This is a genomic window from Kribbella sp. NPDC004536, assembly GCF_042873835.1.
GTDB lineage: Bacteria > Actinomycetota > Actinomycetes > Propionibacteriales > Kribbellaceae > Kribbella.
Window position 1 is genome coordinate 756,083 of the sequence record NZ_JBIALY010000003.1, and the last position, 26,182, is coordinate 782,264.

Sequence of the window (26,182 nt, forward strand, 5' to 3'; positions counted from 1 at the left end):
TGGTCAGACGATGGCGCCGGACCAGGCGAGGGCCTGCTTGAGGAGCTGGCCGCGGCCGCCCTCGAGGTCGTTCAGAAGGCTCGGCGCCAGCGCTTCTTCCGGGGTCAGCCAGGTCAGCTCGAGGGCGTCCTGGCGCGGGTTGCACTCGCCGGTGACGGGTACGACGTACACGAGCGCGACGGCGTGCTGCCGTGGGTCGTGCAGCGGGGTCATCCCGGGGAACGGGAAGTACTCCGCGACCGTCACCGGTACGAGCGTCGCCGGCAGCCGCGGGAAGGCCGCCGGGCCGAGGTCCTTCTCGATGTTGCGCTGCAGCGCGTCCCGGATCGACTCGTTGTGCAGCACCCGCCCGGAGACGAGGGTGCGGATGATCTCGCCGGTCGCGGCCGAGGTCCGCAGCAGCACCCCGATGTGCTCGATCTGGCCCAGCGCGTCGACCCGGGCCGGCACGGCCTCGACGTACAGGATCGGGACCCGCGTCCGGGTCTCGGCAAGCGCGAACTCGGACAGCCAGCCGGGATTCGGATCAGGCGTTTGCAGCGACGACGTCATGTGCCCATCTTTGCCTACGGTCTGAAAGCGGACCGGTACTGGGATGGACTCAGTCCGAATGTTGAGCGAAACCGGCGGGTGGCGTGGCTCGGGTCGTGCCAGCCGACCGCGGCGCCGATCGTCGCCACCGGCAGTTCGGTCTCGATCAGCAACCCTGCCGCTCGCTCGGCGCGGATCCGGTTCAGGTACGCCATCGGCGACATGCCCACGTGCTTGCCGAACACCCGAATCAGATACCCAGGCGCAAGGTTGACGCAGGCCGCCAACTGCTCAAGGGTCCAGGGCTCGCCCAAGTCGGCTTCCAGCACCCGCATAGCCTGCTGCACCGCCGGATGCACCGCCACCCGCAACCCCACCCCCGCCACACCAGCGCCGACCCGCGCCGCACCAGCGCCGACCCGCGCCGCGCCCGTCCAGCCAGGTACCAATGCGCCCGACAACAACCCGAACACATCCGGTCCGAGGTAAGCGTTGCGTACGACCAGACCGGAGCATTCGACGTACCCATGCCACTCACCCGGACGAATGACCACCACCGAATCCGGCTCCAGCAACACCTCACCACCCGCCGACACATGCGTCCCCGACCCGGCAACAACCACCGCGATCTCGAAGAACGCATGGCTGTGCACAGCAACGTCCGCCACCAACTCGATCCGCTCACCCGCGACCGGCAACCGCGGATCCGGGAACACCTCACTGCTCAGCACGTTGTGCACAAGCCCTCCAACGAGGTGAATTTCGGTCAACCCATGGTCAACGACATCCTGTCCCCGGCGACTCCGACCCAGCGACCCTGGAAACACCTTCCAGTACGAGCGAATCCCAGGAGCAACCGAATGACCACCACCGAGCCTACGGCACCCGTCACCCTCGACGGCGAGACCATTTCCGCCTACCACCGCGACGGCGTGGTACGGATCAAGAACATCATCGGCCGCGACGAGGCCGCCCGGTTCGCCGAGGCCGCGCTCGCCACCGCCAAGCGCGCCGACGACAACTACGAGGGGTCGAAGATCTTCAACCAGTACGTCAACGTCTGGCAGCAGAACGACGTACTCAAGCAGCTCACCCTCGACCCGCGCCTGGCTGCCGCCGCGACCGCGCTCGCCGGTGTACCCGTCCGGATCTGGCACGACCAGCTCCTGATCAAGGCACCGCACAACGGCGCCGCGACCGAGTTCCACCAGGACGCGCCGTACTGGCCGCACGCCGGCTCCCGCGCCTCGCTGTCCGCCTGGATCGCGCTGGTCGACGTACCGGTGGAGCGCGGCTGCATGACGTTCATCCCCGGATCGCAGAACCACCAGGACCTGCGCAGCCAGGACCTGTCCGACCGCGACGACATGTTCCGCGCCGCGCCCGACCTGCGCTGGGAGGAGCGCCTGACGATCCCGCTGCAGGCCGGCGACTGCACCTTCCACAATGCCTACCTGGCGCACTCCGCGACCCCGAACCTGACCGACGACCCGCGGATCGCGCACGTGAACATCTACTTCGACGCCGAAGCGACCTACACCGGCGCCGCCCACGTCGTCACCGACGGCCTCGGCCTCACCGTCGGCGCCCCACCCGAGCACCCGCTCTTCCCAAGGGTCTGAAAATTTACAACGTGGCATAAGTTGTCTGTGTGCGTCTGCTCACCGACATCCGGCCGCTGCGGGAGTCCGCCGACTTCCGCAGGTTGTGGATCGGGTCGACGGTGTCGCAGCTCGGCCAGCAGATGACCGCGGTGACGGTCTCGATCCAGGTGTACGCGCTGACCCACTCGACGTTCGCGGTCGGGCTGGTCGGGCTGTGCTCGCTGGTTCCGCTGATCGTCTTCGGGCTGTACGGCGGCGCGATGGCCGACGCGATCGACCGCCGTACGCTCTCGCTCGTCTCCTCGACCGGGCTGTGGCTGCTGTCGATGGTGCTGGTCCTGCAGTCGCACCTCGACTGGGGAGAGGTCGGCGTGCTGTACGGCGTGGTCGCGTGCCAGTCGGCGTGCTTCGCGGTGAACAACCCGGCCCGGTCCGCGATCATCCCGCGGCTGATCCGGCCCGAACTGTTGCCGGCCGCGAACACGCTCAGCCAGGCGGCGTTCAACCTCGGCTTCACCGCCGGGCCGCTGCTCGGTGCGGCCGTGATCGCGTGGAAGGGGTTCGCGGCGGCGTACCTGGTCGACGTGATCACGTTCACGGCAGCCCTGTACGCGTTGTTCCGGCTGCCCGCGGTGCCACCGACCGGAGCGGTACGGCGGGCCGGGCTGCGGTCCGTACTCGAAGGCTTCTCGTTCCTGCGCGCGGCGCCGGCGTTGCTGGCGACGTTCCTCGCGGACATCCTCGCGATGGTGTTCGCGCAGCCGCGGGCGCTGTTCCCGGCGGTGGCGGGCGCGTTCTTCGGCGGCGGCGTACGGACCGTCGGCGTACTGCAGGCCGCACCCGCGATCGGGGCGCTGATCGGAGTGATCTTCTCCGGGTGGGTGACCCGGGTCCGCCGTCAGGGCATCGCAATCGTGGTCGCGATCACCGCGTACGCCGCGGCCGTCGGGCTGTTCGGGCTGTCCCGGACGATCTGGCTGGGCGTCGCGCTGCTGGCGATGTCCGGTGCGGCCGACATGGTGAGTTCGGCGTACCGGAACACCGTGCTGCAGTCCGCGGCGCCGGACGCGATGCGTGGCCGGCTGCAGGGCGTGTTCATCGTGGTGGTCGCCGGCGGTCCGCGGCTCGGCGACTTCGTCGTCGGTACGACGTCCTCGCTGACCAGCCCGACGGTTGCACTGCTCGGTGGCGCTGCCGTCTGCATCACGGGCCTGCTGATCCTGCTCGCGCGGAACCGGCCGTTCCGGGTCTACGACTCGCAGACGCGGGCTTTGAGCTGATCAGCCGCCGGTCGCGAGCTTCTTGACGACCGTGAACCAGGAGTCCAGGTCCGGGTTGATCGCGGTCATCTCCTTGTCGCCGACGGTGACCAGCTTGCGGTCGCCGAGCGGCTTCTTCAGCTTCACCGACAGCACCGAGATGTTGCTGTCGGGCGGGCAAGGGACGTCGCTGTCGATGAACACCTTGATCTGGTCGTCCAGCTGCTGCACGATCACGTCCGACGAGCACTTGCCGAGGACGCCGATGATCAGGTCGGCGTCGTCGTACTTCGGGGCGTTCTGGATCCACTTGAGGTACTTCGGCTTCTTGCCCTTCACCAGCTGGTAGTACTCGACCGGCTGCGGCTTTGCCTCCGTGGGCTGGCCGGTGCCGTCACCCATGAACGAGCCGTAGATCATCTCGTAGCACGGGTCCTTGGTGTCCGGGCCGTCCTCGGCGCCGAACGCCCGGGCCGCCTTGTAGCAGCCGACCGCCTCGCGGTTCAGCGAGAAGATGTTGAAGCCGATCAGTGCGATCGCGCCGAGCACCATCGCGATCGCCAGCATCCGGCGGGACCGGAGCTGCTGCGGGCCGAGTACGCCGGCCGCGCGGCGGGACTCCTCCGCGGTCGGGTCGTCGGGCAGCGGGGCGGTGCGGAACAGCGCCATGATCGAGCTCGTCCACTGCGGGTTGATGATGGTCGGAACGGCGTAGACCAGAATCAGACCCACGGTCACGAGGACGGCGGGGAGCAGCGACCAGTAATTTCGCACGGCAGCAAGATACGGGGCCATCGGGCCGCGCACGAATAACGGATACGCTAGCTGGGTGCCAGCCGAGACCTCGCAGACGCTCGACCGGGGACTCACCGTCCTCGAGTTGCTGGCGGACGCCCCGGACGGGCTCTCCATTACCGAGCTCGCGGCGGCGCTGGGGGTCAGCCGGACGGTGGTGTACCGCTTGGTGAATACGCTCGAGTTGCACCGGCTGGTGCGCCGGGACAGCGAGGGGCGGGCTCGTCTCGGTCTCGCCGTACTCCACTACAGCCGCCGCGTGCAGCCGACGCTGCGTGACGCCGCTCTGCCCGTACTGCGCTCGCTCGCCGAGGACACCGGTGCCACCGCGCATCTGACGGTCGCGGACGGTGAGGAGGCGCTCGCGATCGCGGTCGTCGAACCGAGCTGGACCGACTACCACGTCTCGTACCGGATGGGCTCCCGCCACGCCCTCGACCAAGGCGCCGCCGGCAAGGCGATCCTCGCCGGCCGCCGCAAGCCCGACCCCGCCGGGCGCCCCTTCGTAGTAACCTCCGGCGAACTCCAAGCCGGCGCCCAAGGCGTCTCGTCCCCGGTCCTGGGCGTCCCCGGCGTAGAGGCATCGATCGGCGTGGTCGTCCTAGGCAAACTGGACCGAGACTTCGTAGGCCCCCGAGTAGCCCGCGCGGCCGTAGAAGTAGCCAAACGCCTCGCCTGACAGAACTAACAGGTGCTGCGCCGCACGAGGCTGGACAAGCTGACAGGTGCTGTGCCGTGCGGAGAGGCGAAGAGCTGACAGGTGCTGTGCCGTGTGGAGGGCGGGACGGGCTGACGGGTCGCCGTCCCGGGAGGGGCTGCAGTTGGGTTGTGGCGTGGTGGTTGGGCTGACCGGGCTGCGGGTCTGACTGCTCCCTCCTGTGGGTCGGTACCTGTCAGTTCTTCTCGTGCTGCGTGGGGCGGCACCTGTTAGTTCTTGGTGGCGGCTTCTACTAGGGGGAGGACTCGGTGGGGGATTTGTTCGGCCAGGGCGATTACCGTTGAGGCTCGTTGGATGCCTCTCACGATGACTACCTGGTCGATTACGCGTTGTAGGTCTGCGTTGGAGCGGGCGACGATGCGGCACCAGAGGTCTTCGGCGCCGGTGATGGTGTGGACCTCGAGGACCTCGGGGATGCGGGCCAACGCTTCGGCGACCGTGGTGTGGCCGGAGCCCTGCTCGATCTGCAGGGTGGCGAACGCGGTGACCGGGTAGCCGATCGCGGTCGTGTCGATGTCGGGGCCCCAGCCTCGTACTACCCCGTCGCGTTGCAGGCGGTCCAGGCGGGCCTGGATGGTGCCGCGGGCTACGCCCAGCCGGCGGCTGGCTTCCAGTACGCCGACACGCGGTTCGACGGCGAACAACTTCAGGATCCGGGCATCCAGTGCGTCGACGGACATTACGAATCCTCCACACATAGTCAGACTGACCAAATAGCCTAGCAATCACCCCAGAAGAGTGCGCAACCTGCCTAACAAAACAGCCAACTGTTGCGCAACCTGTCGCGGTCCAGCGAGGCTCGGGTTACCGATCCGAAACCCGGAGGAGCACCGATGACCAGCACCGACCTCACCCCTGCAGAGCTCGACGCCGATCTCGACCTCGACCAGCTGAAGCAGCTCGTCGGCCTGGTGCCGTACGACGAGAGCACCGACCCGTTCCCGGTCACCGCGATGGACGCCGTGGTGTTCGTGGTCGGCAACGCCACCCAGACCGCGAAGTGGTACCAGCTCGCGTTCGGGATGGACCTGGTCGCGTACTCCGGCCCGGAGACCGGCAACAAGGACGCCAAGTCGTACGTCCTGAAGGCCGGCTCGGCCCGCTTCGTGATCTCCGGCGGCGTCAGCCCGAAGAGCCCGCTGCTCGACCACCACCGCAAGCACGGCGACGGCGTCGCCGACCTCGCGCTCGAGGTGCCGGACGTCGACAAGTGCATCGCGCACGCCCGCAAGGTCGGCGCGGTCGTCCTGGAGGAGCCGAACGACGTCACCGACGAGCACGGCACGATCCGCCGCGCGGCGATCGCGGCGTACGGCGACACCCGGCACACGCTGATCGACCGGAGCAAGTACGACGGCCCGTACCTGCCCGGCTTCGTCGCCGCGACGACGAAGGTCACCCGTCCCGAGGGGCACCCGAAGCGGCTGTTCCAGGCCGTCGACCACGTGGTCGGCAACGTCGAGCTCGGCAAGATGGACGAGTGGGTTGCCTTCTACAACAAGGTGATGGGCTTCGTGAACATGGCGGAGTTCATCGGTGACGACATCGCCACCGACTACTCCGCGCTGATGAGCAAGGTCGTCGCCAACGGCAACCACCGGGTGAAGTTCCCGCTGAACGAGCCGGCGGTGGCGAAGAAGAAGTCCCAGATCGACGAGTTCCTGGAGTTCTACGACGGCGCCGGCGCGCAGCACATCGCGCTGGCCACCAACGACATCCTGCGCACCGTCGACATCATGCGCGCGAACGGCGTGGAGTTCCTGAACACCCCGGACTCCTACTACGAGGACCCGGAGCTGCGCGCCCGGATCGGTCAGGTGCGGGTACCGATCGAGGAACTGCAGTCCCGCGGCATCCTGGTGGACCGGGACGAGGACGGCTACCTGCTGCAGATCTTCACCGCGCCGATCGGCGACCGCCCGACGGTGTTCTACGAGCTGATCGAGCGGCACGGTTCGCTCGGTTTCGGCAAGGGCAACTTCAAGGCCCTGTTCGAGGCGATCGAGCGCGAACAGGAACGCCGCGGCAACCTCTGAACGATCAAAAAATTGCCGTACGCAACTGAACACGGCGTGTCGCCGTCCGATTACCGGAATGACTGTCGGGGCAGGCTCCGTTCGCGTAGTGTGCCTTCCTGAGTGTGCGTCGGGGCGCGCGCTCAGGAAGGGTTTCGTCATGAAGACACTGGGCATTCTGCTCAGCACCGCCGGCCTGGCCGGGGTGGGCGCGTTCGCCCTCTCCGCGGTCCCGGCCGAGGCGGCCACGGCCGCCAACTGTTCTGGCGCGACATCCATCGCCTCGGCGCCGATGTTGCGCAACCACCAGCCGCCCAGCTGGGGCACGATCCGGCTCGTCCGGGACAACTGCTACCAGTACTGGGCCGAGATCACGATGGCCTCGCCGCTGGTGGCCAACGCGAAGGCCAACGCCTTCCTGGTCCAGTCCGGCGGCGGCAACGACGGCCGGGTGCTCAGCTGCGACAGCAGCGGCGGCAACGGATCGGTCATCCAGGGCCAGCGCACCTGCCGGACGCCGAAGGTGAAGGCGACCAGCGGGGGCATCACGTTCACCGCGGTCGGCCGGGAGTACCACAACTACGGCGGCGGCTACGAGGAGATCTCCGAGAACGCCACCAAGCGCACGCGCTGAGACACAGGTGAGCAGTACCGCGTAGTAGTTATTAGGCTCGCAGTATGAGTGAGGTTGTCGAGCAGCTGCGTCAGGTACTGCCGCCCGAGGCGCTGGTGACCGATCCGGACCGGATGGAGAGCTACCGGTACGACCGGGCGATGTTCTGCCCGGCCGGGATGCCGCTGGCGGTCGTCCTGGCCCGGGAGACCGCGCACGTCCAGGCGGCCGTACGGGTCGCGAACGAGGCCGGCGTACCGATCGTCCCGCAAGGCGCCCGGTCCGGCCTGTCCGGCGCCGCGAACGCGCTCGACGGCTGCATCGTGATCTCGCTGGAGAAGATGGACCGGATCCTGGCGATCGAGCCGGTCGACCGGTACGTCGTCACCCAGCCCGGCGTCTACAACGCCGTCCTGTCCCGCGCGGTCGCCGAACACGGGTTGTTCTACCCGCCGGACCCGTCCAGCTGGGAGTTCTGCTCGATCGGCGGCAACCTGTCCACGAACTCGGGCGGCCTGTGCTGCGTGAAGTACGGCGTGACCACGGACTACGTGCTCGGCCTGGAGGTCGTGCTCGCCGACGGCCGGGTACTGCGGACCGGCCGGAAGACCGTGAAGGGTGTCGCCGGGTACGACCTGGCCAAGCTGATCGTGGGCAGCGAAGGCACCCTCGGCATCATCACCGAGGCGACCCTGATGCTCCGCCCGGCCGCGGCGAAGCCGAAGACGATGGCCGCGCTGTTCGGCTCCGGCGTGGAGGCCGGGAACGCGATCCTGGAGATCATCCGCAGCGGCGTCTCGCTCAGCCTGCTGGAGATCATGGACCGGACCACGATCCAGGCGGTCAACAAGTACAAGCGGATGGACCTGCCCGAGGAGGCCGGCGCGATGCTGATCGCGCAGTCCGACGCGGGTGGTGAGGCGGGCGCGGCCGATGTCGCCGCGGTGGCCAAGCTGTGCCGCGACCACGGCGCGCTGGAGTGCATCGAGGCCGAGGACGACGCCGAGGGCGACCTGTTGCTCGAAGGCCGCCGGGTCGCGCTGACCGCCCTCGAGCAACTCGGTACGACGATGATCGACGACGTCGCCGTACCGCGGTCGCGGCTGGCCGAGTTCATCGGCCGGCTCGAGCAGCTGTCGGCGGAGCTGGACATCACGATCGGCGTCCTCGGGCACGCCGGCGACGGGAACATGCACCCGACGGTGGTCTTCGACCAGACCGACCCGGCGCAGGCCGAGCGGGCGCAGGAGGCGTTCGAGCAGGTGATGGCGATCGGGCTGGAGCTCGGTGGCACGATCACCGGCGAGCACGGTGTCGGCGTCCTCAAGCGGACCTGGCTGGCCGCAGAGATCGGGCCGGTCGCGCTCGACGTGCACCGGGCGATCAAGTCCGCGCTGGACCCGAAGAACCTGCTCAACCCCGGCAAGATCGTGGCCGAGTGAGGTTGTGACGGAACCGCAACAGAACTGCCGAGCCCATTCGACCTCCACGGCCATCGAATGTGACGTCAGGACTGGAGCATAGGAAGCTAGTGAACTCGCGGGGGGACCGGATGCAGGGTAGGAGGCGCCCGATGGGTCGGTTGCGCCGTACCGTGCTTGCTGCCGTCGCGGCCGTGGTCGCGTCGACGCTGCTCGGAGCCTGCGCGAACGGCGGCGGACTGCGGGTCGAGGGCCCCGAATCGCCCCCACCGGACACCCCGACACCGTCCGTTGCGCTGGGCACCGGAACCACCTCCCCGCGCCCCGAGCAGACCCCGGTCCAGCCTGTTGACCTGTACAAAGTCCGGGCCCGGCTGCTCGCCGATCGGCGGCTGTCGGACTACGACCGGAAAGTCCTTTCGAATTGCACGGTGATTTCGCGTTGCCTCAGCAGGGGTAAGACCGTTGATGTAATGCACAGCGGTACACCTCAGCAGATCGTCCTGATCCATACTCTGGAGAAGTTCGTCTTCGGTATCTTCCTGATCGCCGTCGAGCCCTCGGGCCCGCGGCCGATCTGGAATCTTGATGTCGAGCAGCCGACCGTGAACGCCAGCCCGCAGGGCGAGCTGGTGGTCGAGTCGAAGATCTTCACGATCAACGACCCGGTCTGCTGCCCGTCGGGTCGCCGGGTCGAGGTCTACCGTTGGAACGGTCGGCAGATGACCAAGGTGAGCTCGACGGACCAGTAGGGAGACACAAGTTCGTGGTACCGGAAGAACCGGCAGCGCAGATCCTCATGGTCGAGGACGACGCGGTGATCCGTGAGGCGACCCAACTGACCCTCGAACGTCACGGCTACGACGTGACCACGGCCGAGGACGGCCTGGAGGCGATCGAGCGCTTCGAGAAGATCCATCCGGACGTCGTGATGCTGGACATCATGCTGCCCGGCCTGGACGGCATCTCGGTGTGCCGGCGGATCCGCGAGACCAGCACGGTCCCGATCGTGATGGTCTCGGCGCGCGGAGACGCCCTCGACGTCGTCCTCGGCCTGGAAGCGGGCGCCGACGACTACGTGACCAAACCCTTCGACACCCAGGTGCTGGTGGCCAGGCTGCGGGCGGTGATGCGGCGCGCGGTCTCGGACCCGGAGCGCCCGGCACCGGCGGCCGGTTCCGGCGTGGAGTCGTTCGGCGACCTCGAGCTGGACCGGGAGGCCCTGGAGGTACGGCGCGGTGGCGCGACCGTGCAACTGACGCCGACCGAGCTCAAGCTGCTGATCGAGTTCGCGAACAACCCCGGTGTGGTGCTCAGCCGGTCGACGCTGCTGCAGCGCGTCTGGGACTACGAGTGGGGCGGCGACGGCCGGCTGGTCGACGTCCACCTGCAGCGGCTGCGGACCAAGATCGGTGCCGACCGCATCGAAACCGTCCGCGGCTTCGGGTACAAACTCAGGGCCTAGCGGATGGGTCTCCGGGGCAAACTCGGTCTGATCTTCCTGCTGGTCTCGTCGCTCGCGATCCTGGTGCTGTGCGTCGCGGTCTACACCCAGGCCCAGTCGGCCAGGTTGGACCGGACGCGCAGCTTCGCGGACGAGCGGATCCAGCTCGCGGCGCAGAGCTACGACACCAACGACGTACCGGTGTTCGGGGCGAAGCTCGACGATCCGGACCTGCCGCCGCAACTGCGCGACGCGGTGCTGTCCGGGAAGCGGGCGACGTTCAAGACCGGGTCGCCGCACGCCAAGATGTGGGCGGCGGTCGCGGTCAAGGACGGCAAGGTGCTGTCGATCGAGCAGGACTACGACAACACCGACGACTCGATGCAGGCGTTGCAGCAGGCGCTGATCCTCGGCGGGATCGGTACGGTGGCGCTGGTCGCCCTGGTCAGCGTGATCCTCGCCGGCAGCCTGTCCAAGCGGATCGTCGCGGTGGCCGGTACGGCGCGGCGGATCGCGGCCGGTGACCTGGACGCGTCCGCGGCGGAGGCCGTCGGCAAGGGCAAGGACGAGGTGCAGTCGCTGGCGACCGCCTTGGACACGATGGCCAGTTCGCTGCGCGGTCAGCTCGAGGCCGAACGCCGGTTCACCGCGGACGTGGCGCACGACCTTCGGACACCGGTCACCGGGCTGACGACCGCGGCGGAGCTGCTGCCGCCGGGGCGTCCGAGCGAGCTGGTCCGGGACCGGGCCAAGGTGCTGCGGCGGCTGGTCGAGGACCTGCTGGAGATCGCCCGGTTCGACTCGGGGGTCGAGCAGGCCGATCTGGAGTTGGTCGGGCTCGGCGCGTTCGTCGGGTCCGCCGTCGGGCGGTTGCGGATGCAGCAGGGGCTGGCGCCGGACGACGTCGTCGTCCACCTGGACGGCACCGGCGAGACGGTGTCGACCGACTCGCGGCGGATCGAGCGGATCCTGGCCAACCTGATCGTGAACGGCCTGCGGCACGGGAAGCCGCCGGTCGAGGTGACGGTCAGCGGCCGGACCGTCGAGGTGGTTGACCACGGCAACGGTTACCCCGAGGAACTGATTGCCGAAGGCCCGCGCCGGTTCCGGTCCGGGATGGCCGAACGCGGCGTCGGCCACGGACTCGGCCTGACCATCGCGGCCGGTCACGCCAAGGTGCTGGGTGCCGAACTCACGTTCGGCGAAGCTCCTGGTGGCGGCGCGCTCGCGCGGCTCGTGCTGCCCGCCGGACCTGAGACGGAGTCGTAACACAACCTTTCCCGCGCGCGTCGCGTCTTCTCCTCCGTAACACCAACAAAACGAGGGGAAACCACAGATCATGCGTACTCAGTTCGTTCGTCGTACCGCTGCCGCTTTCGCCGGTGTCGCCCTGGCTGCAGCCGGCCTCGGTGTCGCGGGTGCCCTGCAGGCCAACGCTGCCACCACGCAGCAGGTTGCAGCCACCACCCCGGCCGTCGCGAAGTCGATCACGATCAAGTCGGACAAGGCCACCGCGAAGGCGTGGGCCAAGGTCTCCTTCACGGGCAAGACCTCCGGTATCGCGGCGAACACCGTCGTCCAGGTGCAGCGCCTGGAGAACGGCAAGTGGGTCAACTTCCCGGCCACCACCAAGGTGACCGGCCGCGCGACCTACTCGGTCTGGGTGCAGAGCGGCCGGGTCGGCGTGAACAAGTTCCGCGTCGTCGCGGCCAAGACCGCGTCGGCGCCGGTCTCGGTGACCATCACCAAGTAGCCCGGGGGGACCGGCCAACTGCCGGGGGTGGGGATAAGTACTGGGGGCGTTGCACAGGAAATAACCTGGGCAGCGCCCCCAGTTGGTGTTCAAGCCCCCTCAGTGGGTGCCGTACACGTTGAGCTCGGCGGCTGATCCGAAGACTGCGCCGTTCAACGAACTGGTGCCGACGAACTTCACGTAGCGGCCTGGCTTGGGGGTGAAGTCGAGCCGCTGTACGGCGGTGGAGTTCGGGAACTGACCCGTCGCCACCGGCGTACCCCAGTCCTGGCCGTCGGCGCTGACATAGAGCTCGTACCCCTTGAACATCCCGTTCGTCCCGCTCTGCCGGGGCAGGTAGCTGAAGCCGTTCACCTGGTACGCCGACCCGAGGTCGAGCGTCATGAAGTGCGGGAACCCGGCCGGCGTACTGACCTGTGACCACGCGGAATGCCAGATCGTACTGGGGTTTCCGTCCAGCGCCATCGTCGCCGCACCACCGGTGGCGACGTCCTCGCTGTCGACGTCCACCACCTTGATCCGCGACTGCGGGACGATCCCCGGCGGCAGTACGGTGGCTTCGGCGGTGATCGTTGCCTGACCACCTGTTGCCGTCAGCACGTACTTTCCTTCCGGCGTACCGGCCGGCGGAGTCACGTCCCACGTCGTCGTTGCGGTCGCACCGGCGGCAACGGTCGCGTGGGTCGCCGGAGTTGTTGCGGTGACGGTCCAGCCGTCGGGCGCGGTCAGACCGAGCGTGATGTTGCTGGCAGCAACCACATCGTTGTTGGTGAATGTCGTCGTGACGGTGTTCGCCTCGCCGGAGACGAGACCGGTCAGGCCGGTGACGGCAACCGAGGTGCAGTCCGCCGGCTCGGTGGTCGGACCGAGATCGGTGACGGCGAAGTTGTCCATGACGAAGTCGGTCTGGTCGCCGCCGTCGGTCAGCTTGCGCAACCCGACCCAGTAGTCGCCGCCGCAGCCGGCCACGAACTCCTGGTTGAAGGTCGCCTTCGTCCGCTGCTCACCGATCGGTGTCGCCTTCACCTCGACCGAGGCCGGCCGGTCGACACCCTGGATCCACGCGTACTGTCCGGCGCGACCACTCTCGTAGTCGAAGCTGACCTTGTACTTGTGCCCTGCCTGGAAGTTCACCGTCCACGGCGCGGTCCGGTACACCAGTCCCTCGTTCTCCTCGTGAGACTTGAGCGACCAGTTCCCGTCGAGTACGTCGTCGACAAGCTTCCCGTTCCACCCGGCCTGCGTGTACGGCGCATGTTTCTTCGCGAGCACCGTCCGCGGATCGGTCACCCCGCCCGCATCCCCCTTGATAAAGGGCCCCCACCCTTGATCCACATCCTCGAACCCCTCCGCCGCACCGGCCGGTGACGTCTGGACAACCCGCACATCATCCACCCGAACCTGCCCGGCTCCAGCTGCTGCTCCGATTGCCAGGTCCGCGGTGCTTCCCTTTGCCTGAAAGAGGATTCGCGCCCGCTGGTAGTACATCCCGTGCTTGTCATCCGCAGCAACCATGTTCTCCACGGTCGACCGCGGCACCACGTTCTTCACCCCGTCGACGGAGATGGTCGTCGGCCGGTACGCCTCCACCCAGGCGGACGCGCTGTACGTACGGCCCGCAGTCAGGCCGGTAATGCGCTGGCTGAGGGACGAGGCCTTCTTCCCGAGCTCAGCCACGTGCTGCCCGTTCTCGAGTGTCGCGATGCTTGCACCACCGGTTGCGTTCCAGGCAGCCAGGTTGCCGGCGTTGAACCCGGGGTCTTTCAGGTGGGTGCCTTCGCCCCAGTTCACGGTGCGCGGCTGCGGAGCGGCTACTGGGTAGATCACGTACGGTTTGCCCGGGACTGCGTCGAGGGTGATGGTGCCACGGTTCGCACGGATGGTGGTTGGCTTGGTGCGGCCGGAGTCGGTCAGTTGGTAGGCGGTGAAGGTGGGGATGGCTGCCAACGCGGGCGGGAGTTGCCACGTGGTGCGGCCGCCGGCTGGGTTGTAGTGGTACAGCTTCTTGTTGTTGTCCCACGGCAGCAGGTACTTGTCGCCGTCGAGCACCTTCGCGTTGCCGACGTACACGGCTCGCTTGCCGCTCTCGACCGCGCCGCGCACCCCACCGGTGAACTTGATGTCGCCGGCGTTCCAGTCGAGGATCTTCTGCTGCTGCAGGAACTTCGCCGGCAGGTTGCGCTGCCAGATGTTGGTGTAGAACGCGTTCCAGTCGGTCTCGCCGGTCCAGCCCTCGAACTCGACGATCGCCGACTGCCCGAGGATCGGGTCGTTGTTCCACACGTCCTTCTCGTGGTTCCGGACGAACCGGATGATCTGCGAGTTCAGCCCCTTGTTGGTCGCGCCGCCGTAGTCGAGGTCGTTGGCCCAGTGCGACCACAGCGAGGTCCGCTCGTGCCGGTCCGCCCACTCGGTCGCGATCTGCCAGCCCTGCGCCGCCAGCTGCCGGGTCAGGCCGTCGGCCAGCCAGCCGGACTGGTAGTACACGTCGATGTACAGCTCCTGCAGGTTCTTGTCCGTCTCGTCGCGCAGCTGCTGGAACCGCTTGATGATGTTGCCGGAGGCAAGATCAGGCCGCTGCTTGATGTAGTAGCTCTGACCGAGCCAGTTCCAGCCCTTGGCGTTCTTGTCGACGAGGTCCTCGCTGAACGCGTTCGCCTCCGGGTACGACTCGGTCGCGTTCACGTGCACGCCGAACGCCGCGTTCCACGCCTTGCCCTGCTTGAGCAGTGTGTTCAGGTCGGTGAGACCGCCAGCGCGGAGGTTGTAGTTGCCGCCGTAGTCGGGGTGACCCGAGTCATGGCCCTCGGACGCGTAGCCCTTCAGCAGGGCCATCTGGCCGAGCCCGTCGGTGGACAGCGAGATCCGCTTGACGTCGTCGAGGGTCCGCAGGAACGGGTGGGTGGCCTGGCTCGCGAAGTTGAACGGGATGTGGGTGATCACCCGGTTCTTGACCTGGTCGCCGCCGTTCGGCTCGGTCATGATCGAGCGGAACGCGACCGCGCCGTCCTCCCAGTCGACAGTGTTGTCCTGGTTGGCGTCCGGCGTCACGACGACCTTGGCCCAGGGGAGTGGCTCGGTGTACGGCGAGGTGTCGGCGCGGTACGTCCACTGGCCGCTCCAGACGCCGACGCGGGTACTGCCGTCGCTGCCCTTGCGGGCCTGGTGCCAGAACCGGGCGCCGTCGTCGACGGACTGGCCCGACGGTTTGTCGTACGTCGAGTTCGACTCGATGCCCGCGGCGAGGCCGCTGGTGTTGACGAACGCGTACGCCGCACCGGTCGCGGACGCCTCACCGGGCGTACTCGCGGTGACCGGGGTGATCTTGTCCGCGTTCCGGGTCGAGTCCGGGTCCAGGGTCGTGAACGCGGTCGTCGCGCCGGCGTCCGTACTCGACACCGAGACGAGGTCCTGGTTCGGGATGTCGATCGTGTGGACGCGGCTCGCGTCGGTGTCGCGGACCGCGTCAATCGCGAACGTCGTCACCCGGCCGGCCAGGCTCAGGCTGGTGTCGAGCTCGACGCCGGGCACGGCGTCGAAGCCGAGCGTGTACGACGCCTTCGTGTCGCTGATCGCCGGCGGCGCGACCAGGTGCGCGGTGCGCGCGACCCCGTCGATCGTGACCGTCGAGATCGCGTCCGGCTGGCCGCCGAGGGCCTGCCCGGAGGCGTTGTCGACGTACTTGATCACCCGCGGGAAGTCGGCTCCCACGGTGACCGTCAGCTCCGGCGACCGCAGCGCCGGAGCGGCGTCGGCCGGCCTGGCTTGCGCACCGGACGGCACGCTCAGCACCCCGGCGGCCATGGCTACAGCCAGTACTCCACACCCCACTGAACGTTTCATGTCGACGAAGTTCGCACGCAACCGCGAGTTCGTCAAGAGAAACGAACACTAATGAACAGATTGACGCAAGGTTCGGCGCGGTCAGTGCGCCGGCATGATCCTGCCGGTCACCTCGCCGAGGCCGATCCGGGCACCTCCCGGTGTGGTGGCCCAGCCGGAGATCGTGACCTCGTCGCCGTCCTCCAGGAAGGTGTGTTCCTTGCCGTCGACAACCAGTGGTTCGCGGCCGCCCCAGGTCAGTTCGATGAACGAGCCGCGCTGGTTCTTCTCGGCGCCGCTGACGGTGCCGGAGGCGTACAGGTCGCCCGTACGGACGGTGGCTCCGTTGACGGTCAGGTGGGCGAGCATCTGGGCGGGGGACCAGTAGATGTCGCGGTACGGCGGTCGGCTGACGACGTTGCCGTTCAACCTGACTTCGAAGGTGATGTCGAAATTCGTGAGGTTCTGTCCGCCTAGATATGGAAGGACAGGTGGGTCCTGGGGTTTCAGCGGGACGGCGGTGGTTGCCAGGGCGTCGAGGGAGATGAGCCAGGGGGAGATGGAGGTGGCGAAGGACTTGCCGAGGAAGGGTCCGAGGGGGACGTACTCCCAGGCCTGGAGGTCGCGGGCGGACCAGTCGTTGACCAGTACCACGCCGTACACGTGGTCTTCGAAATCGTCAACGGAGACAGGCTTTCCGAGCGTCGACGGCGTACCGACGACGTAGCCCAGCTCCACCTCGATGTCGAGACGCTGGGACGGGCCGAAGGCCGGCGCGGCGGCGTCGGGGGCCTTGCGCTGGCCGGACGGGCGGACGATGTCGGTGCCGCTGGCAACGATCGTGCCGGCCCGGCCGTGGTAGCCGACCGGGAGGTGTTTCCAGTTCGGCAGCAGCGGTTCGGAGTCGGGGCGGAACAGCCGGCCGAGGTTCGTCGCGTGCTGCTCGGAGGCGTAGAAGTCGACGTAGTCGGCGACCTCGAACGGCAGCTGCATGGTCACCGCGTCCTGCGGGATCAGGTGCGGCTCGACCGTGTCCCGGTCCCCGGGGTTGCGGACCAGGTCGAGCAGCCAGTTGCGGGTCGCGCGCCAGGCCGGACGTCCGAGGGCGAGGAACGCGTTCAGGGTCGGCTCGGCGAACAGTTGCGCACCGTCCAGCATCTGCGCGGAAGCGACCGGTGCGAGGTCGATGATCTGGTCGCCGATCGCGGCGCCGATCCGTGGTTCCTCGTCGCCGTACCGGAACACGCCCAGTGGCAGGTTGTCCGGGCCGAACGGCGATCCGTCCGGGACGTCGATCCAGCTCATCACATCAACCCCAAGCTCTTCAGGTCGGTCAACGGCTCCTCGATGCTGCAGGAGCCGAACGAGGTGAACCACCGGCGGGTGCTCGCCGCCTGGTCGTCCGTCAGCTCGCGCGCCCGCGCCGCCAGTACTTCGCCGTCGCGGTTCTCCAGCAGTTGTACGAGTTCGTCTTGGGTCGCGCCGTCCAGTGAGGCGCGGGTGGCGAGCAGTACGTTGAGGAAACCGTGGTGCTCGAAGCCCGAATCCTTCGCGGTATGACGGACTGCGTTGTGCAGCCCAGCAGTGCATTTGAAGGGCACTTCACGGTCCAGGCAGGCGGTGATGAAGGCGGCCACCTGGTCCGCGGACGGGAAGAGTGCGGCGTCCAGGCCGCCGGTGCGGAGTTTGGCGGCGTACCCGGCGTCGGCGACCACGTCGAGCGCCCGCTCCCAGGCCCCTTCCGTCCCGACCTCGACGTACGCCATCTCCTCGTCGAAACAGTCGTCACACGCCCGCACCACCCGCAGCGCGTTCCGCGACAAGTCGTCCTCGTCCCGCAACCGCACCTCCACCCCCGTCACCACAACATCCTTAGACCGATCCCCCCACCGCACCACCGGCTCGATCCCACCCGCCCCACCAGAGATCACCACCGAAACCCGAAGCGGCTCACGGGCGGCCTCGGCGACGTTCAGGAGGTTGTCGTCTGTGCAGACGAACGGGCCGACCAGGTCGGCGTGCGAGGAACTCAGGTGGGACTGGTGGGCGGCGACGGCCTCCGCGAGCGGGAGGTTGCCCGGCGGGAACATGGAGGCGTCGTCGACCAGGTGCCGGAACAGGGCAGGGACGGTTGACATGACCCAGAGCCTAACGGATGCTTTCGGTAAGCGGACGCAAGCGTTCGATTATCGGATAGGCAGGATAAGATGGCGTACTACCGGCAGGTCGGGGAAGTTCCACCCAAGCGGCATACCCAATTCCGGAAACCGGACGGTGGCCAAAAAGGGGGGCTGTACTACGAGGAGCTGATGGGCGAGGAGGGGTTCTCCTCCGACTCCTCGCTGCTCTACCACGCCGGCGTACCGTCCGCGATCGTCGACTCCCAGATCTGGGACCTGCCCGACCTGGCGACGGTCCCGAACCACCCGCTGACCCCGCGGCACCTGAAGCTCCACGACCTGTTCACCGACGCGAGCAAGTCCAACCCCGTCGAAGACCGGCGGCTCGTCCTCGGCAACGGCGACGTCCGGATCTCGTACGTCGTCGCCGAGCAGCCCTCGCCGTACTACCGCAACGGCATCGGCGACGAGTGCGTGTACGTGGAGAAGGGCTCGGCCACCGTCGAGACCGTGTTCGGCGTCCTGAACGCGATCCAGGGCGACTACGTCATCATCCCGCGCGCGACCACGCACCGGTGGCTGCCCGGGCCCGAAGGCGTGAGTGCGTACTGCATCGAGGGGAACTCGCACATCGCCCCGCCGAAGCGCTACCTGTCCCGCTACGGCCAGTTCCTCGAGCACTCGCCGTACTGCGAACGCGACCTGCACCCCACCACCGAGCCGTTCGTCGAGGAGGGCACCGACGTCGAGGTGCTGGTGAAGCACCGCGGCAACGGCGCCGGCGGGATCGTCGGGACGCGGATGACGTACGCGACGCACCCGTTCGACGTGGTCGGCTGGGACGGCTGCCTGTACCCGTACACGTTCAACGTGAGCGACTTCGAGCCGATCACCGGCCGGGTGCACCAGCCGCCGCCGGTGCACCAGGTGTTCGAGGGGTACAACTTCGTGGTCTGCAACTTCGTGCCGCGCAAGGTCGACTACCACCCGCTGTCGGTGCCGGTGCCGTACTACCACTCGAACGTCGACTCCGACGAGGTGATGTTCTACTGCGGCGGTGACTACGAGGCCCGCAAGGGCTCCGGGATCGGCCTCGGCTCGATCTCGCTGCACCCCGGCGGGTACGCGCACGGCCCGCAGCCGTCCGCGATCGAGGCGTCGCTCGGGGCCGAGCGGTTCGAGGAGCTCGCGGTGATGGTCGACACGTTCCGCCCACTCGAACTCGGCGAGGGCGGCCAGGCCGTCGACGACGGCGTCTACGCCTGGACCTGGGCAGGCCGACGCAAGAACTGACCAGGGCGCGTCTCCCGCTCCCCACCTACTGCGCGGCACTCGGCGGCGGGGGAGCGGGAGACGCGCCCTGTGTGGGATTCTTACCCGGTGAGTGAGGACGGGGACGCAACTTCACAGGTTGTCGCCGAGGTCGAGGCGGCAGAAGACTCGCCGGAGGTGTACGTGCCGCCAGGTGATCCGGGGCAGCCGTTCGTGGTCGGGATCGACCGCGACGCGGTGCTGCGCCGGCGCGAGGTGGTCCGGACGGTCGAGCGCCGTGGCGGCTGGGTGACGGCGGTGCTCGGCGGGCTCGGGATCGTCGCGGCGGTCTACGCGCTGTTCGCGTTCCCGGGCTCCGGGATGTGGCCGTTCGCGCTGCTGCTGATCGTCGCGATGCTTCCGCTGGTGCTCAGCACGGTGCTGGTGTATCGCGTGCAGGCGGAGCGCCAGGCCTGGTACGACGCGAACGAGCTCCCGCCGGTCGCGATGCGGATCTCGGCGAAGGGCCTCGAGCTCGCGTGCGACGGTGCCGCGTACCCCGTCGTACTGCCGTGGCCGACGGTCCGGGGCTTCACGCAGCACAAGCTGCTCGGCCAGTACATGCTCGACATCGCGCTGGAGCGCGGCGTGGGCGCCACCACCGCCGGCGTCCGCGGCCTCGACCAGCCGTCCGTCCGGAGCGTCGTCAAGCCGAACCCGCTGCTCCGCCCGACCGGCATGTTCCTGATCAAGGCCCTCGACCAGCCCGTGCACGTCATCGACGAGGCCCTCAAACACTTCTCGAACGGCAAAGCCGGCGTCAACCGCTAGCAGGGCAGGGCGCGGTACGTGTAGCCCTGCTTGGTGAGTTTGGTCAGGGCCTGGTCGAGCGCGGCGACGGTCTGGGAGCGGTTGCCGCCGCCGTCGTGCATCAGGATGATCGCGCCGGGGCGGGCGCCGGCCAGGATCGCGTGTTCGATGTGCGCGGCGCCGGGCTTCTCCCAGTCCTTGGTGTCGACGTCCCACAGCACCTGCCGCTGGTGGTACGCCGCCCCGAGCGCCTCGACCTTCGCGTTCGTCCCGCCGCCGGGCGGGCGGAGGCACTTGGACTTGATGCCCATCGCGATCTCCTGCCGGATCTTCGCGTCCGGGAGCAGCGTCAGCGTCTTGTGGTCGTACGTGTGGTTGCCGATGTGGTGCCCGGCGGCGCGCTCGGCGGCGATCAGCTCCGGGTACTGGGCGACCTGGATCCCGAGCACGAAGAACGTGGCCTGCGCCTTGTGCTTGCGCAGTACCTGAAGAACTTTCGGTGTCCACTCGTGCTGCGGGCCGTCGTCGAACGTCAGGTAGAGGACCTTGCCGTTGTCGGTCAGGTTCCAGTCGTCGGCCGGCGGCTTCGGCGTCGGCTGCACCGGCGGAGGTGTGGATTCCTTGGTGGACGACGGTTCGCCGCGTTTCGACGTGACCGGCGTACTGAGCAGTCCGTGGTGCGGCGTCGCCGAGACGACGGGCGACGCGGACGTGACGGGCTTCGAGGACGGCGAGGCGGCTTGGGCGAGGACGGCACCGCAGAGCAGAGCGGCGACCAACGGCAGGAGCTTGCCGGGCGGCTTGGTCATGGGCGGCATCTTCTCGTGTACGGGGGGCCAGCTGTTAACCGGGTCTCGCTTATCGTGTGGTCTCGGGCCGGAGATCCCGGCGGACAGACCTTGTGAGGCGGGGCGATGACCGACAGCGGTGAGCGGACGGCAGAGCGGACCGGGATGACACGACGGACGGTGATCGGCGCCGGGATCGGCGGTGCCGCGACCCTGGCCGCGGCCGGTTTCCAGACGGTTCCGGCGTACGCCGGCGGCGGTTCGGGGAAGACGGTCCGGCTGACCGTGATGGGTACCACCGACCTGCACGGCAACGTGTTCAACTGGGACTACTTCAAGAACGCCGAGTACGACGACTCCGCGCACAACGACATCGGCCTGGCGAAGGTGTCCACGCTGGTCAGCGCCGTCCGGGACCGGATCGCGGCGGACCGGCACGCGCCGCGGCCGCTGCTGCTGGACGCGGGCGACACCATCCAGGGCACGCCGCTGGCGTACTACTACGCGAAGATCGAGCCCATCACCGGCGGTCATACGCACCCGATGGCGGCCGCGATGAACCGGATCGGGTACGACGCGGCGGCGCTCGGAAACCACGAGTTCAACTACGGGCTCGAGATCCTGCGCAGGTTCCAGCAGCAGTTGCGGTTCCCGCTGCTCGGCGCGAACGCTCAGGACTGGACGACCGGCCTGCCCGCGTTCCCGCCGTACGTACTGAAGCGCGTGCACGTACCGGGGGAGAAGCCGATCACCGTCGGCATCCTCGGCCTGACCAACCCGGGCATCGCGATCTGGGACAAGGCGAACGTCGAGAACAAGCTGAAGTTCGGCGGCATCGTCGAGCTCGCGCAGCAGTGGGTGCCCAAGGTCCGCGCGGCCGGTGCCGACCTCGTGATCGCGTCCGTGCACTCGGGGATGGACCTGTCGTCCTCGTACGGCGACGCGCTGCCGTACCCGGAGAACGCGTCCGTGCTGATGGCCGAGACAGTCCCGGGCATCGACGCCGTACTGGTCGGCCACGCGCACCTGGAGATCCCGGAGCGGCTCGTCACGAACAAGACGAGCGGCGAGCAGGTCGTGCTGAGCGAGCCGCTGAAGTGGGGTATGCGGCTGTCGCTGTTCGACCTGGACCTGCAGAAGGTCCGCGGGCAGTGGAAGGTGGTCGGCCGGCACAGCCAGGTGCTGAACGCGAACACCGTCGACGCCGACCCGGACGTGGTGAACCTGCTGCAGAAGGACCACGACAAGGTGGTCACGTACGTCAACTCGAAGATCGGTACCTGTACCGAGGCGATGTCCGCGGCGACCGCGCCGTGGGAGGACACCGCCGCGCTGGACTTCGTGAACTTCATCCAGGCCGACGCGGTCTCGAAAGCTCTCGCGGGTACGTCTTCGCTGCCGGTGCTCGCGATCGCGGCGCCGTTCAACCGGGCGGCCGCGATCCCCGCCGGCGACGTCTCGATCCGCGACGTCGCGGGGCTGTACGTGTTCGACAACACGCTGCTCGCGGTGACGATGACTGGCTCGCAGGTCAAGGACTACCTGGAGTTCTCGGCGACGTACTACAAGCAGATCAGCGGCACCGGGCCGTTCACGTCCGACCAGATCACGAACGCCGTGACGCCGACCGCCCCGAACGGTACGCCGGACTACAACTACGACATCGTCGGCGGGCTCACCAAGCCGCTGACGTACAAGATCGACATCGCCAAGCCGGCCGGCTCCCGGATCACCGACCTCGCCTACGACGGCACCCCGGTCGCCGCCGACCAGCAGTTCGTGGTTGCCGTCAACAACTACCGGCAGTCCGGCGGCGGCAACTTCCCGCACGTCAAGACGGCTCCGGTCGTCTACAACCGCCAGGTCGAGATCCGCCAGCTGATGATCGACTACGTCACCGCCACCGGCACCGTCGACCCGAAGACGTTCCACACGGTCGACTGGACCCTGACCTCCAACGGCACCCCGATCACCGTCACCGGCTGATCAGGCTCCGGTGCGGGCTCCGAGGCTCTTCTGGGCCTTGGCGACCGCCGTCTGCGTGGCGCCCTCGATGTCCTCGGGGGCGCCCGCGATCACGGTGACCGCGAGGACGACGTCGTCGACTCCCGTGGTGACCATCGTGACCTCGAGCCCGTCGAGTGGGCCGCTGTCGGCGCTGAAGCGTACGGCGACCGGGTCGGTTCCGGCCTTCGGCGGCGAGACGAGGTCGACGCTGATCGGCGAGCGGCCCTCGCCGGGGATGGTCAGGGTCATGCCGCGGCAGCTCGTGATCGCCTTCTTGAACGACTGTTGCAAGGCCCGTACCGCGGCGGTCGAGCCCATCCAGTCGAGGCTCTCGTCGACGAACGGGCCCTGCGAGCCGCCGGAGTACGACTGGCCGGCCGACACCTTGGAACCGGGCGGGTTGTCGGCGTTGGTCAGCGCGACCAGGCGGGCGCACCGCGAGTCCTTGGAGCTGACCGATACGTCAGGTCCCTCGTCCGCGCTGTCCTTGTCGATCGAGAAGCCCGCGGGGAGGTCGGGCAGCGCGAGCAGGGCCTTGGTGAGCTCGGCCGCGGTCCGGGCGGTCTTCGCTGGCGGCGCCACGGTCGGCGTAGTCGCGGCCGGCGTGCTCGGGGTGCTCGTGGTCGGGGTGGTCGCGGTCGGCGTCGTACTTGATGAAGCCGTCGGGGAAGGCCCGGCCGAGCCGGAGCCACCGGAGCAGCCGGTCAGCGTGAGTACGAGCGCGGTGCCGGCGATCGCGAGCGGGCGGACGGGCGTGGCCATCGTGGACTCCTGGTGTTCGGGCATGGACAGGTCGTTGCCGACCAGACTTCCCGGCACACCTGAGTTCTCGCGCCCGTATCGGGCCTGTACCGGAACTATCGCCCGACCCCACCCGCGCGTTACGCCGATACCCGAATCCACCGCCCAGGACTCCATGCTGCCGCGGGCGGCTGCTTCAGGAGTGCTTCAGCCGGCTCCCAGAAAATTGCGGACCAAGTCCGCACAGAGTGGAGAGCGCCATGCCCTGGGACATCACTGCTCGCGACGATGTCGGTATCGTCACCATGAACTCGAACTCGGCCAACGTCCAGAACGACGGCTTCTTCGCGGATCTCCACGACGCCTTCGACCGGCTCGACCGGGAGCCACGACTGCGAGGCGTGGTGCTGACCGCTGCGGGACACATCTTCTCCGCGGGCATCGATCTGAAGCAGACCTTGCCGCTCTTCGCCAGTGGAAACCTCGATGCGGCGCGCGACTTCTTCGTCCGGTACCGCGCGACCAACCTGCGGCTGTTCACCTACCCACGTCCAACGGTGGCCGCCGTCAACGGGCACGCGATTGCCGGAGGTCTCATCACAGCATTGGTCTGTGATTTCCGTGTTGCTGCCGACGGTCCTTTTCGGTTTGCCTTGAACGAGGTGGCGATCGGCATTCCCATGCCGGCGGTCTACGTGCAGATGCTTCAGTACGCTCTCGGTCACGCGCAGGCGGCCGAGCTCGTCCTGAGCGGAGACAGCTACGACCCGACCGAGGGGGCCCGACGGGGTCTGTTCAATCAAGTGGTGTCCGCTGAGCATCTCCTCGACTCGGCGTTCGCCCGCGTGACCAGCCTCACGACCGAGGCGTTGCCCGCGTACGCGTATTCGAAACGCGCACTCCAAGCGCCCACTCTGGCCGCCATCGAGGCGTTGGCCAACCCCCAGGACGACCGCAGCTTCGCCGAAACGCTACTCGATCCCAAGAACCTCGAAGCCCAAGCCGACAAACACATGGGCCTGACCGGACGCCCGGTGTCCGATTTCAGATAAGAGTTACGCCGGCGGCGTTGAGGTCGGTCAGGGCCTGGGTTGTGGACGACTCGGCCACGCCGGCGGTGAGGGCGGTGAGGACTGTGGTGCCGAAGCCTTCTTTGCGGGCGTCGAGGGCGGTGGCTCGGACGCAGTAGTCGGTCGCGATGCCACAGACGTCGACGTCGGTGACGCCCTTGGTGCGGAGCCAGTCGGCCAGCGGGTGGCCGCCTTCGTGGGACTTGCCCTCGAACCCGGAGTAGGCAGCCTCGTACTCGCCCTTGTCGAAGATCGCGTCGAACGGTTGCGGGTCGAGGTTGGGGTGGAAGCTGACGCCGTCGGTGCCGGCGACACAGTGCGGGGGCCAGGAGCTGACGAAGTCGGGAGTACGCGAGAAGTGGTCGCCCGGGTCGATGTGGTGGTCCCGGGTGGCCACGACGTACGCGTACTGCCGGTCGTCCGGCTCCGCCTCGTGCCACTGGTGCAGGAGCTCGCCGATCCGGAACGCGACGTCGGCGCCGCCGGCCACCGCGAGGCTGCCGCCTTCGCAGAAGTCGTTCTGCACATCAACCACGATCAGTGCCCGCACCATCGCGACGCTCCTCCTTAGCCGGAGTACTCCTGAGCCCACCGTACAAGCGCCAGGCCCGTCAACGCTGCATTACGCAGGAACCAGGCTGCCGCCGGTGACGTGCAGGAGTTGGCCTTGGATCGCCTTGGTGCGGGGGGAGGTGAGGAACAGGATCGCGTCGGCTAGTTCGGAGGCGTCCGGGAGGTGCCGTGCGGTGAAGCCGGCCGCGATCTGCTCGAGCGCGGGCTGCGGGATGACGCGGTGGACGCCGTTCTCCAGGGTGATCCCGGGCAGTACGACGTTCACGAGTACGCCGTCCGCGCCCAGATCGTGCTGCAGGCTCGCCGCGAGCCCGTGCAGGCCCGCCTTCGCCGCGCCGTACGCCCACGCCCCGGCCATCCCGCGCTCCGCGAGGTCCGTCGAGATCAGTACCAGCCGTCCGTGCCCGGAACGCCGCAACGCCGGTGCGACCTGCTGGACGAGGTGGAAGTTGCCCTCGAGGTTCGCGCGGATGATCTCGGTCCACCACTCCGGCCGGGACTCCTCGATCTTCGCGGGCCGTTCGTCGTACCCGAGCGTCCCCCAGCTCACCGCGTTCGCCACGACCGCGTCGAGCCCGCCGAACTGCGCCACCACCGACGCGACCGCCGCCGCGATCGACTCCGGCGCACCGAGATCCATCGGTACGGCGAACCCCGTACCACCCGCGGCCTCGATCTCCGCCACGACCGCCTCGGCCGAATCCTTGCGGGAGTTGTACGTGATCGCGACCCGCGCGCCTTCGCGCCCGTACGCGATCGCGGTGGCCCGCCCGATCCCGGACGACCCGCCCGTCACCAGCACTGCCGCGTCCTTGAAACCCAGGTCCATGACCCGTCCTCCGGTCTG

Annotated in this window: 25 protein-coding genes; 14 read left to right on the plus strand and 11 right to left on the minus strand. The window is 68.2% G+C overall.

The annotated features are described in order from the left end of the window. Window positions 1–3: 3 nt before the first annotated feature. Both ACFYRU_RS28895 and ACFYRU_RS28900 read right to left on the minus strand, forming a co-directional pair. Window positions 4–552 carry an NUDIX hydrolase family protein gene (locus tag ACFYRU_RS28895; RefSeq protein WP_387664086.1) on the minus strand — a complete coding sequence of 183 codons (549 nt, stop codon included), beginning with the start codon at window positions 550–552 and terminating at the stop codon, window positions 4–6. 14 nt (window positions 553–566) lie between these two features. Beyond that, a complete protein-coding gene (locus ACFYRU_RS28900) occupies window positions 567–1,271 on the minus strand; it encodes an AraC family transcriptional regulator (protein ID WP_387664088.1) in 705 nt (234 codons plus the stop codon). A gap of 120 nt (window positions 1,272–1,391) precedes the next feature. Here ACFYRU_RS28900 and ACFYRU_RS28905 point away from each other — a divergent pair, with 120 nt between their 5' ends. Both ACFYRU_RS28905 and ACFYRU_RS28910 read left to right on the plus strand, forming a co-directional pair. Beyond that, a complete protein-coding gene (locus ACFYRU_RS28905; protein WP_387664090.1) occupies window positions 1,392–2,153 on the plus strand; it encodes a phytanoyl-CoA dioxygenase family protein in 762 nt (253 codons plus the stop codon). Between the two features lie 29 nt (window positions 2,154–2,182). Then, entirely contained in the window at window positions 2,183–3,415 is a 1,233-nt protein-coding gene (locus tag ACFYRU_RS28910) for an MFS transporter (RefSeq protein WP_387664092.1), read from the plus strand. On the opposite strand, the gene ACFYRU_RS28915 is transcribed toward ACFYRU_RS28910, so the two are convergent. After that, on the minus strand, window positions 3,416–4,168 hold the full coding sequence (locus ACFYRU_RS28915) for a hypothetical protein (protein WP_387664094.1): 753 nt from the start codon (window positions 4,166–4,168) through the stop codon (window positions 3,416–3,418). A gap of 55 nt (window positions 4,169–4,223) precedes the next feature. On the opposite strand from ACFYRU_RS28915, the gene ACFYRU_RS28920 reads away from it, so the two are divergent. After that, complete coding sequence (locus ACFYRU_RS28920; RefSeq protein WP_141858847.1) at window positions 4,224–4,868, plus strand: IclR family transcriptional regulator; 645 nt, start codon at window positions 4,224–4,226, stop codon at window positions 4,866–4,868. 248 nt (window positions 4,869–5,116) lie between these two features. On the opposite strand, the gene ACFYRU_RS28925 is transcribed toward ACFYRU_RS28920, so the two are convergent. After that, entirely contained in the window at window positions 5,117–5,587 is a 471-nt protein-coding gene (locus ACFYRU_RS28925; RefSeq protein WP_387664096.1) for an Lrp/AsnC family transcriptional regulator, read from the minus strand. Between the two features lie 153 nt (window positions 5,588–5,740). Here ACFYRU_RS28925 and hppD point away from each other — a divergent pair, with 153 nt between their 5' ends. From hppD to ACFYRU_RS28960, 7 genes are all read left to right on the plus strand, one after another. Then, the gene (gene hppD / locus ACFYRU_RS28930; RefSeq protein WP_387664098.1) at window positions 5,741–6,943 is read left to right on the plus strand and encodes a 4-hydroxyphenylpyruvate dioxygenase; all 1,203 of its coding nucleotides are present in this window, start codon (window positions 5,741–5,743) and stop codon (window positions 6,941–6,943) included. Between the two features lie 139 nt (window positions 6,944–7,082). After that, window positions 7,083–7,556: a hypothetical protein gene (locus ACFYRU_RS28935; protein WP_387664100.1), complete on the plus strand. Its 474-nt coding sequence runs from the start codon at window positions 7,083–7,085 to the stop codon at window positions 7,554–7,556. Window positions 7,557–7,600: 44 nt separating this feature from the next. Then, on the plus strand, window positions 7,601–8,977 hold the full coding sequence (locus ACFYRU_RS28940; RefSeq protein WP_387664102.1) for an FAD-binding oxidoreductase: 1,377 nt from the start codon (window positions 7,601–7,603) through the stop codon (window positions 8,975–8,977). Window positions 8,978–9,108: 131 nt separating this feature from the next. Next, entirely contained in the window at window positions 9,109–9,708 is a 600-nt protein-coding gene (locus tag ACFYRU_RS28945) for a hypothetical protein (RefSeq protein ID WP_387664103.1), read from the plus strand. A gap of 14 nt (window positions 9,709–9,722) precedes the next feature. Further along, complete coding sequence (gene cseB / locus ACFYRU_RS28950; RefSeq protein WP_387664105.1) at window positions 9,723–10,421, plus strand: two-component system response regulator CseB; 699 nt, start codon at window positions 9,723–9,725, stop codon at window positions 10,419–10,421. Between the two features lie 3 nt (window positions 10,422–10,424). Continuing rightward, window positions 10,425–11,669, plus strand: coding sequence for an ATP-binding protein (locus ACFYRU_RS28955; RefSeq protein WP_387664107.1), 1,245 nt, complete (start codon window positions 10,425–10,427; stop codon window positions 11,667–11,669). Between the two features lie 70 nt (window positions 11,670–11,739). Continuing rightward, on the plus strand, window positions 11,740–12,153 hold the full coding sequence (locus tag ACFYRU_RS28960; RefSeq protein ID WP_387664109.1) for a hypothetical protein: 414 nt from the start codon (window positions 11,740–11,742) through the stop codon (window positions 12,151–12,153). Between the two features lie 99 nt (window positions 12,154–12,252). Here the strand turns inward: ACFYRU_RS28960 and ACFYRU_RS28965 are convergent, their stop codons facing one another. From ACFYRU_RS28965 to ACFYRU_RS28975, 3 genes are all read right to left on the minus strand, one after another. After that, window positions 12,253–15,996, minus strand: a complete 3,744-nt coding sequence (locus ACFYRU_RS28965) for an endo-alpha-N-acetylgalactosaminidase family protein (protein ID WP_387664111.1) — start codon at window positions 15,994–15,996, stop codon at window positions 12,253–12,255. An 81-nt stretch (window positions 15,997–16,077) separates the two neighbouring features. Further along, on the minus strand, window positions 16,078–17,280 hold the full coding sequence (fahA, locus tag ACFYRU_RS28970) for a fumarylacetoacetase (RefSeq protein ID WP_387664113.1): 1,203 nt from the start codon (window positions 17,278–17,280) through the stop codon (window positions 16,078–16,080). Next, window positions 17,280–18,113 (minus strand): hypothetical protein, encoded by an 834-nt coding sequence (locus ACFYRU_RS28975; protein ID WP_387664115.1) that lies wholly within the window; start codon window positions 18,111–18,113, stop codon window positions 17,280–17,282. The genes fahA and ACFYRU_RS28975 overlap by 1 nt, the downstream gene beginning before the upstream one ends. Window positions 18,114–18,182: 69 nt before the next feature. On the opposite strand from ACFYRU_RS28975, the gene ACFYRU_RS28980 reads away from it, so the two are divergent. Both ACFYRU_RS28980 and ACFYRU_RS28985 read left to right on the plus strand, forming a co-directional pair. Then, window positions 18,183–19,388, plus strand: a complete 1,206-nt coding sequence (locus ACFYRU_RS28980; protein WP_387664117.1) for a homogentisate 1,2-dioxygenase — start codon at window positions 18,183–18,185, stop codon at window positions 19,386–19,388. An 87-nt stretch (window positions 19,389–19,475) separates the two neighbouring features. Further along, the gene (locus ACFYRU_RS28985) at window positions 19,476–20,177 is read left to right on the plus strand and encodes a hypothetical protein (protein WP_387664118.1); all 702 of its coding nucleotides are present in this window, start codon (window positions 19,476–19,478) and stop codon (window positions 20,175–20,177) included. Here ACFYRU_RS28985 and ACFYRU_RS28990 read toward each other — a convergent pair. Continuing rightward, window positions 20,174–20,965 carry a polysaccharide deacetylase family protein gene (locus ACFYRU_RS28990; RefSeq protein WP_387664120.1) on the minus strand — a complete coding sequence of 264 codons (792 nt, stop codon included), beginning with the start codon at window positions 20,963–20,965 and terminating at the stop codon, window positions 20,174–20,176. The two genes, ACFYRU_RS28985 and ACFYRU_RS28990, sit on opposite strands and share 4 nt — an antisense overlap. Window positions 20,966–21,070: 105 nt before the next feature. Here ACFYRU_RS28990 and ACFYRU_RS28995 point away from each other — a divergent pair, with 105 nt between their 5' ends. Then, on the plus strand, window positions 21,071–22,930 hold the full coding sequence (locus ACFYRU_RS28995) for a bifunctional metallophosphatase/5'-nucleotidase (protein WP_387664122.1): 1,860 nt from the start codon (window positions 21,071–21,073) through the stop codon (window positions 22,928–22,930). Here the strand turns inward: ACFYRU_RS28995 and ACFYRU_RS29000 are convergent, their stop codons facing one another. Next, on the minus strand, window positions 22,931–23,770 hold the full coding sequence (locus tag ACFYRU_RS29000; RefSeq protein WP_387664124.1) for a hypothetical protein: 840 nt from the start codon (window positions 23,768–23,770) through the stop codon (window positions 22,931–22,933). 182 nt (window positions 23,771–23,952) lie between these two features. Here ACFYRU_RS29000 and ACFYRU_RS29005 point away from each other — a divergent pair, with 182 nt between their 5' ends. Next, window positions 23,953–24,744, plus strand: coding sequence for an enoyl-CoA hydratase/isomerase family protein (locus ACFYRU_RS29005; RefSeq protein ID WP_387664126.1), 792 nt, complete (start codon window positions 23,953–23,955; stop codon window positions 24,742–24,744). On the opposite strand, the gene ACFYRU_RS29010 is transcribed toward ACFYRU_RS29005, so the two are convergent. Both ACFYRU_RS29010 and ACFYRU_RS29015 read right to left on the minus strand, forming a co-directional pair. Then, complete coding sequence (locus tag ACFYRU_RS29010) at window positions 24,737–25,315, minus strand: nicotinamidase (protein WP_387664128.1); 579 nt, start codon at window positions 25,313–25,315, stop codon at window positions 24,737–24,739. The genes ACFYRU_RS29005 and ACFYRU_RS29010 overlap by 8 nt on opposite strands. A gap of 69 nt (window positions 25,316–25,384) precedes the next feature. Then, complete coding sequence (locus ACFYRU_RS29015; RefSeq protein WP_387664130.1) at window positions 25,385–26,164, minus strand: SDR family NAD(P)-dependent oxidoreductase; 780 nt, start codon at window positions 26,162–26,164, stop codon at window positions 25,385–25,387. Between the last annotated feature and the right edge of the window lie 18 nt (window positions 26,165–26,182).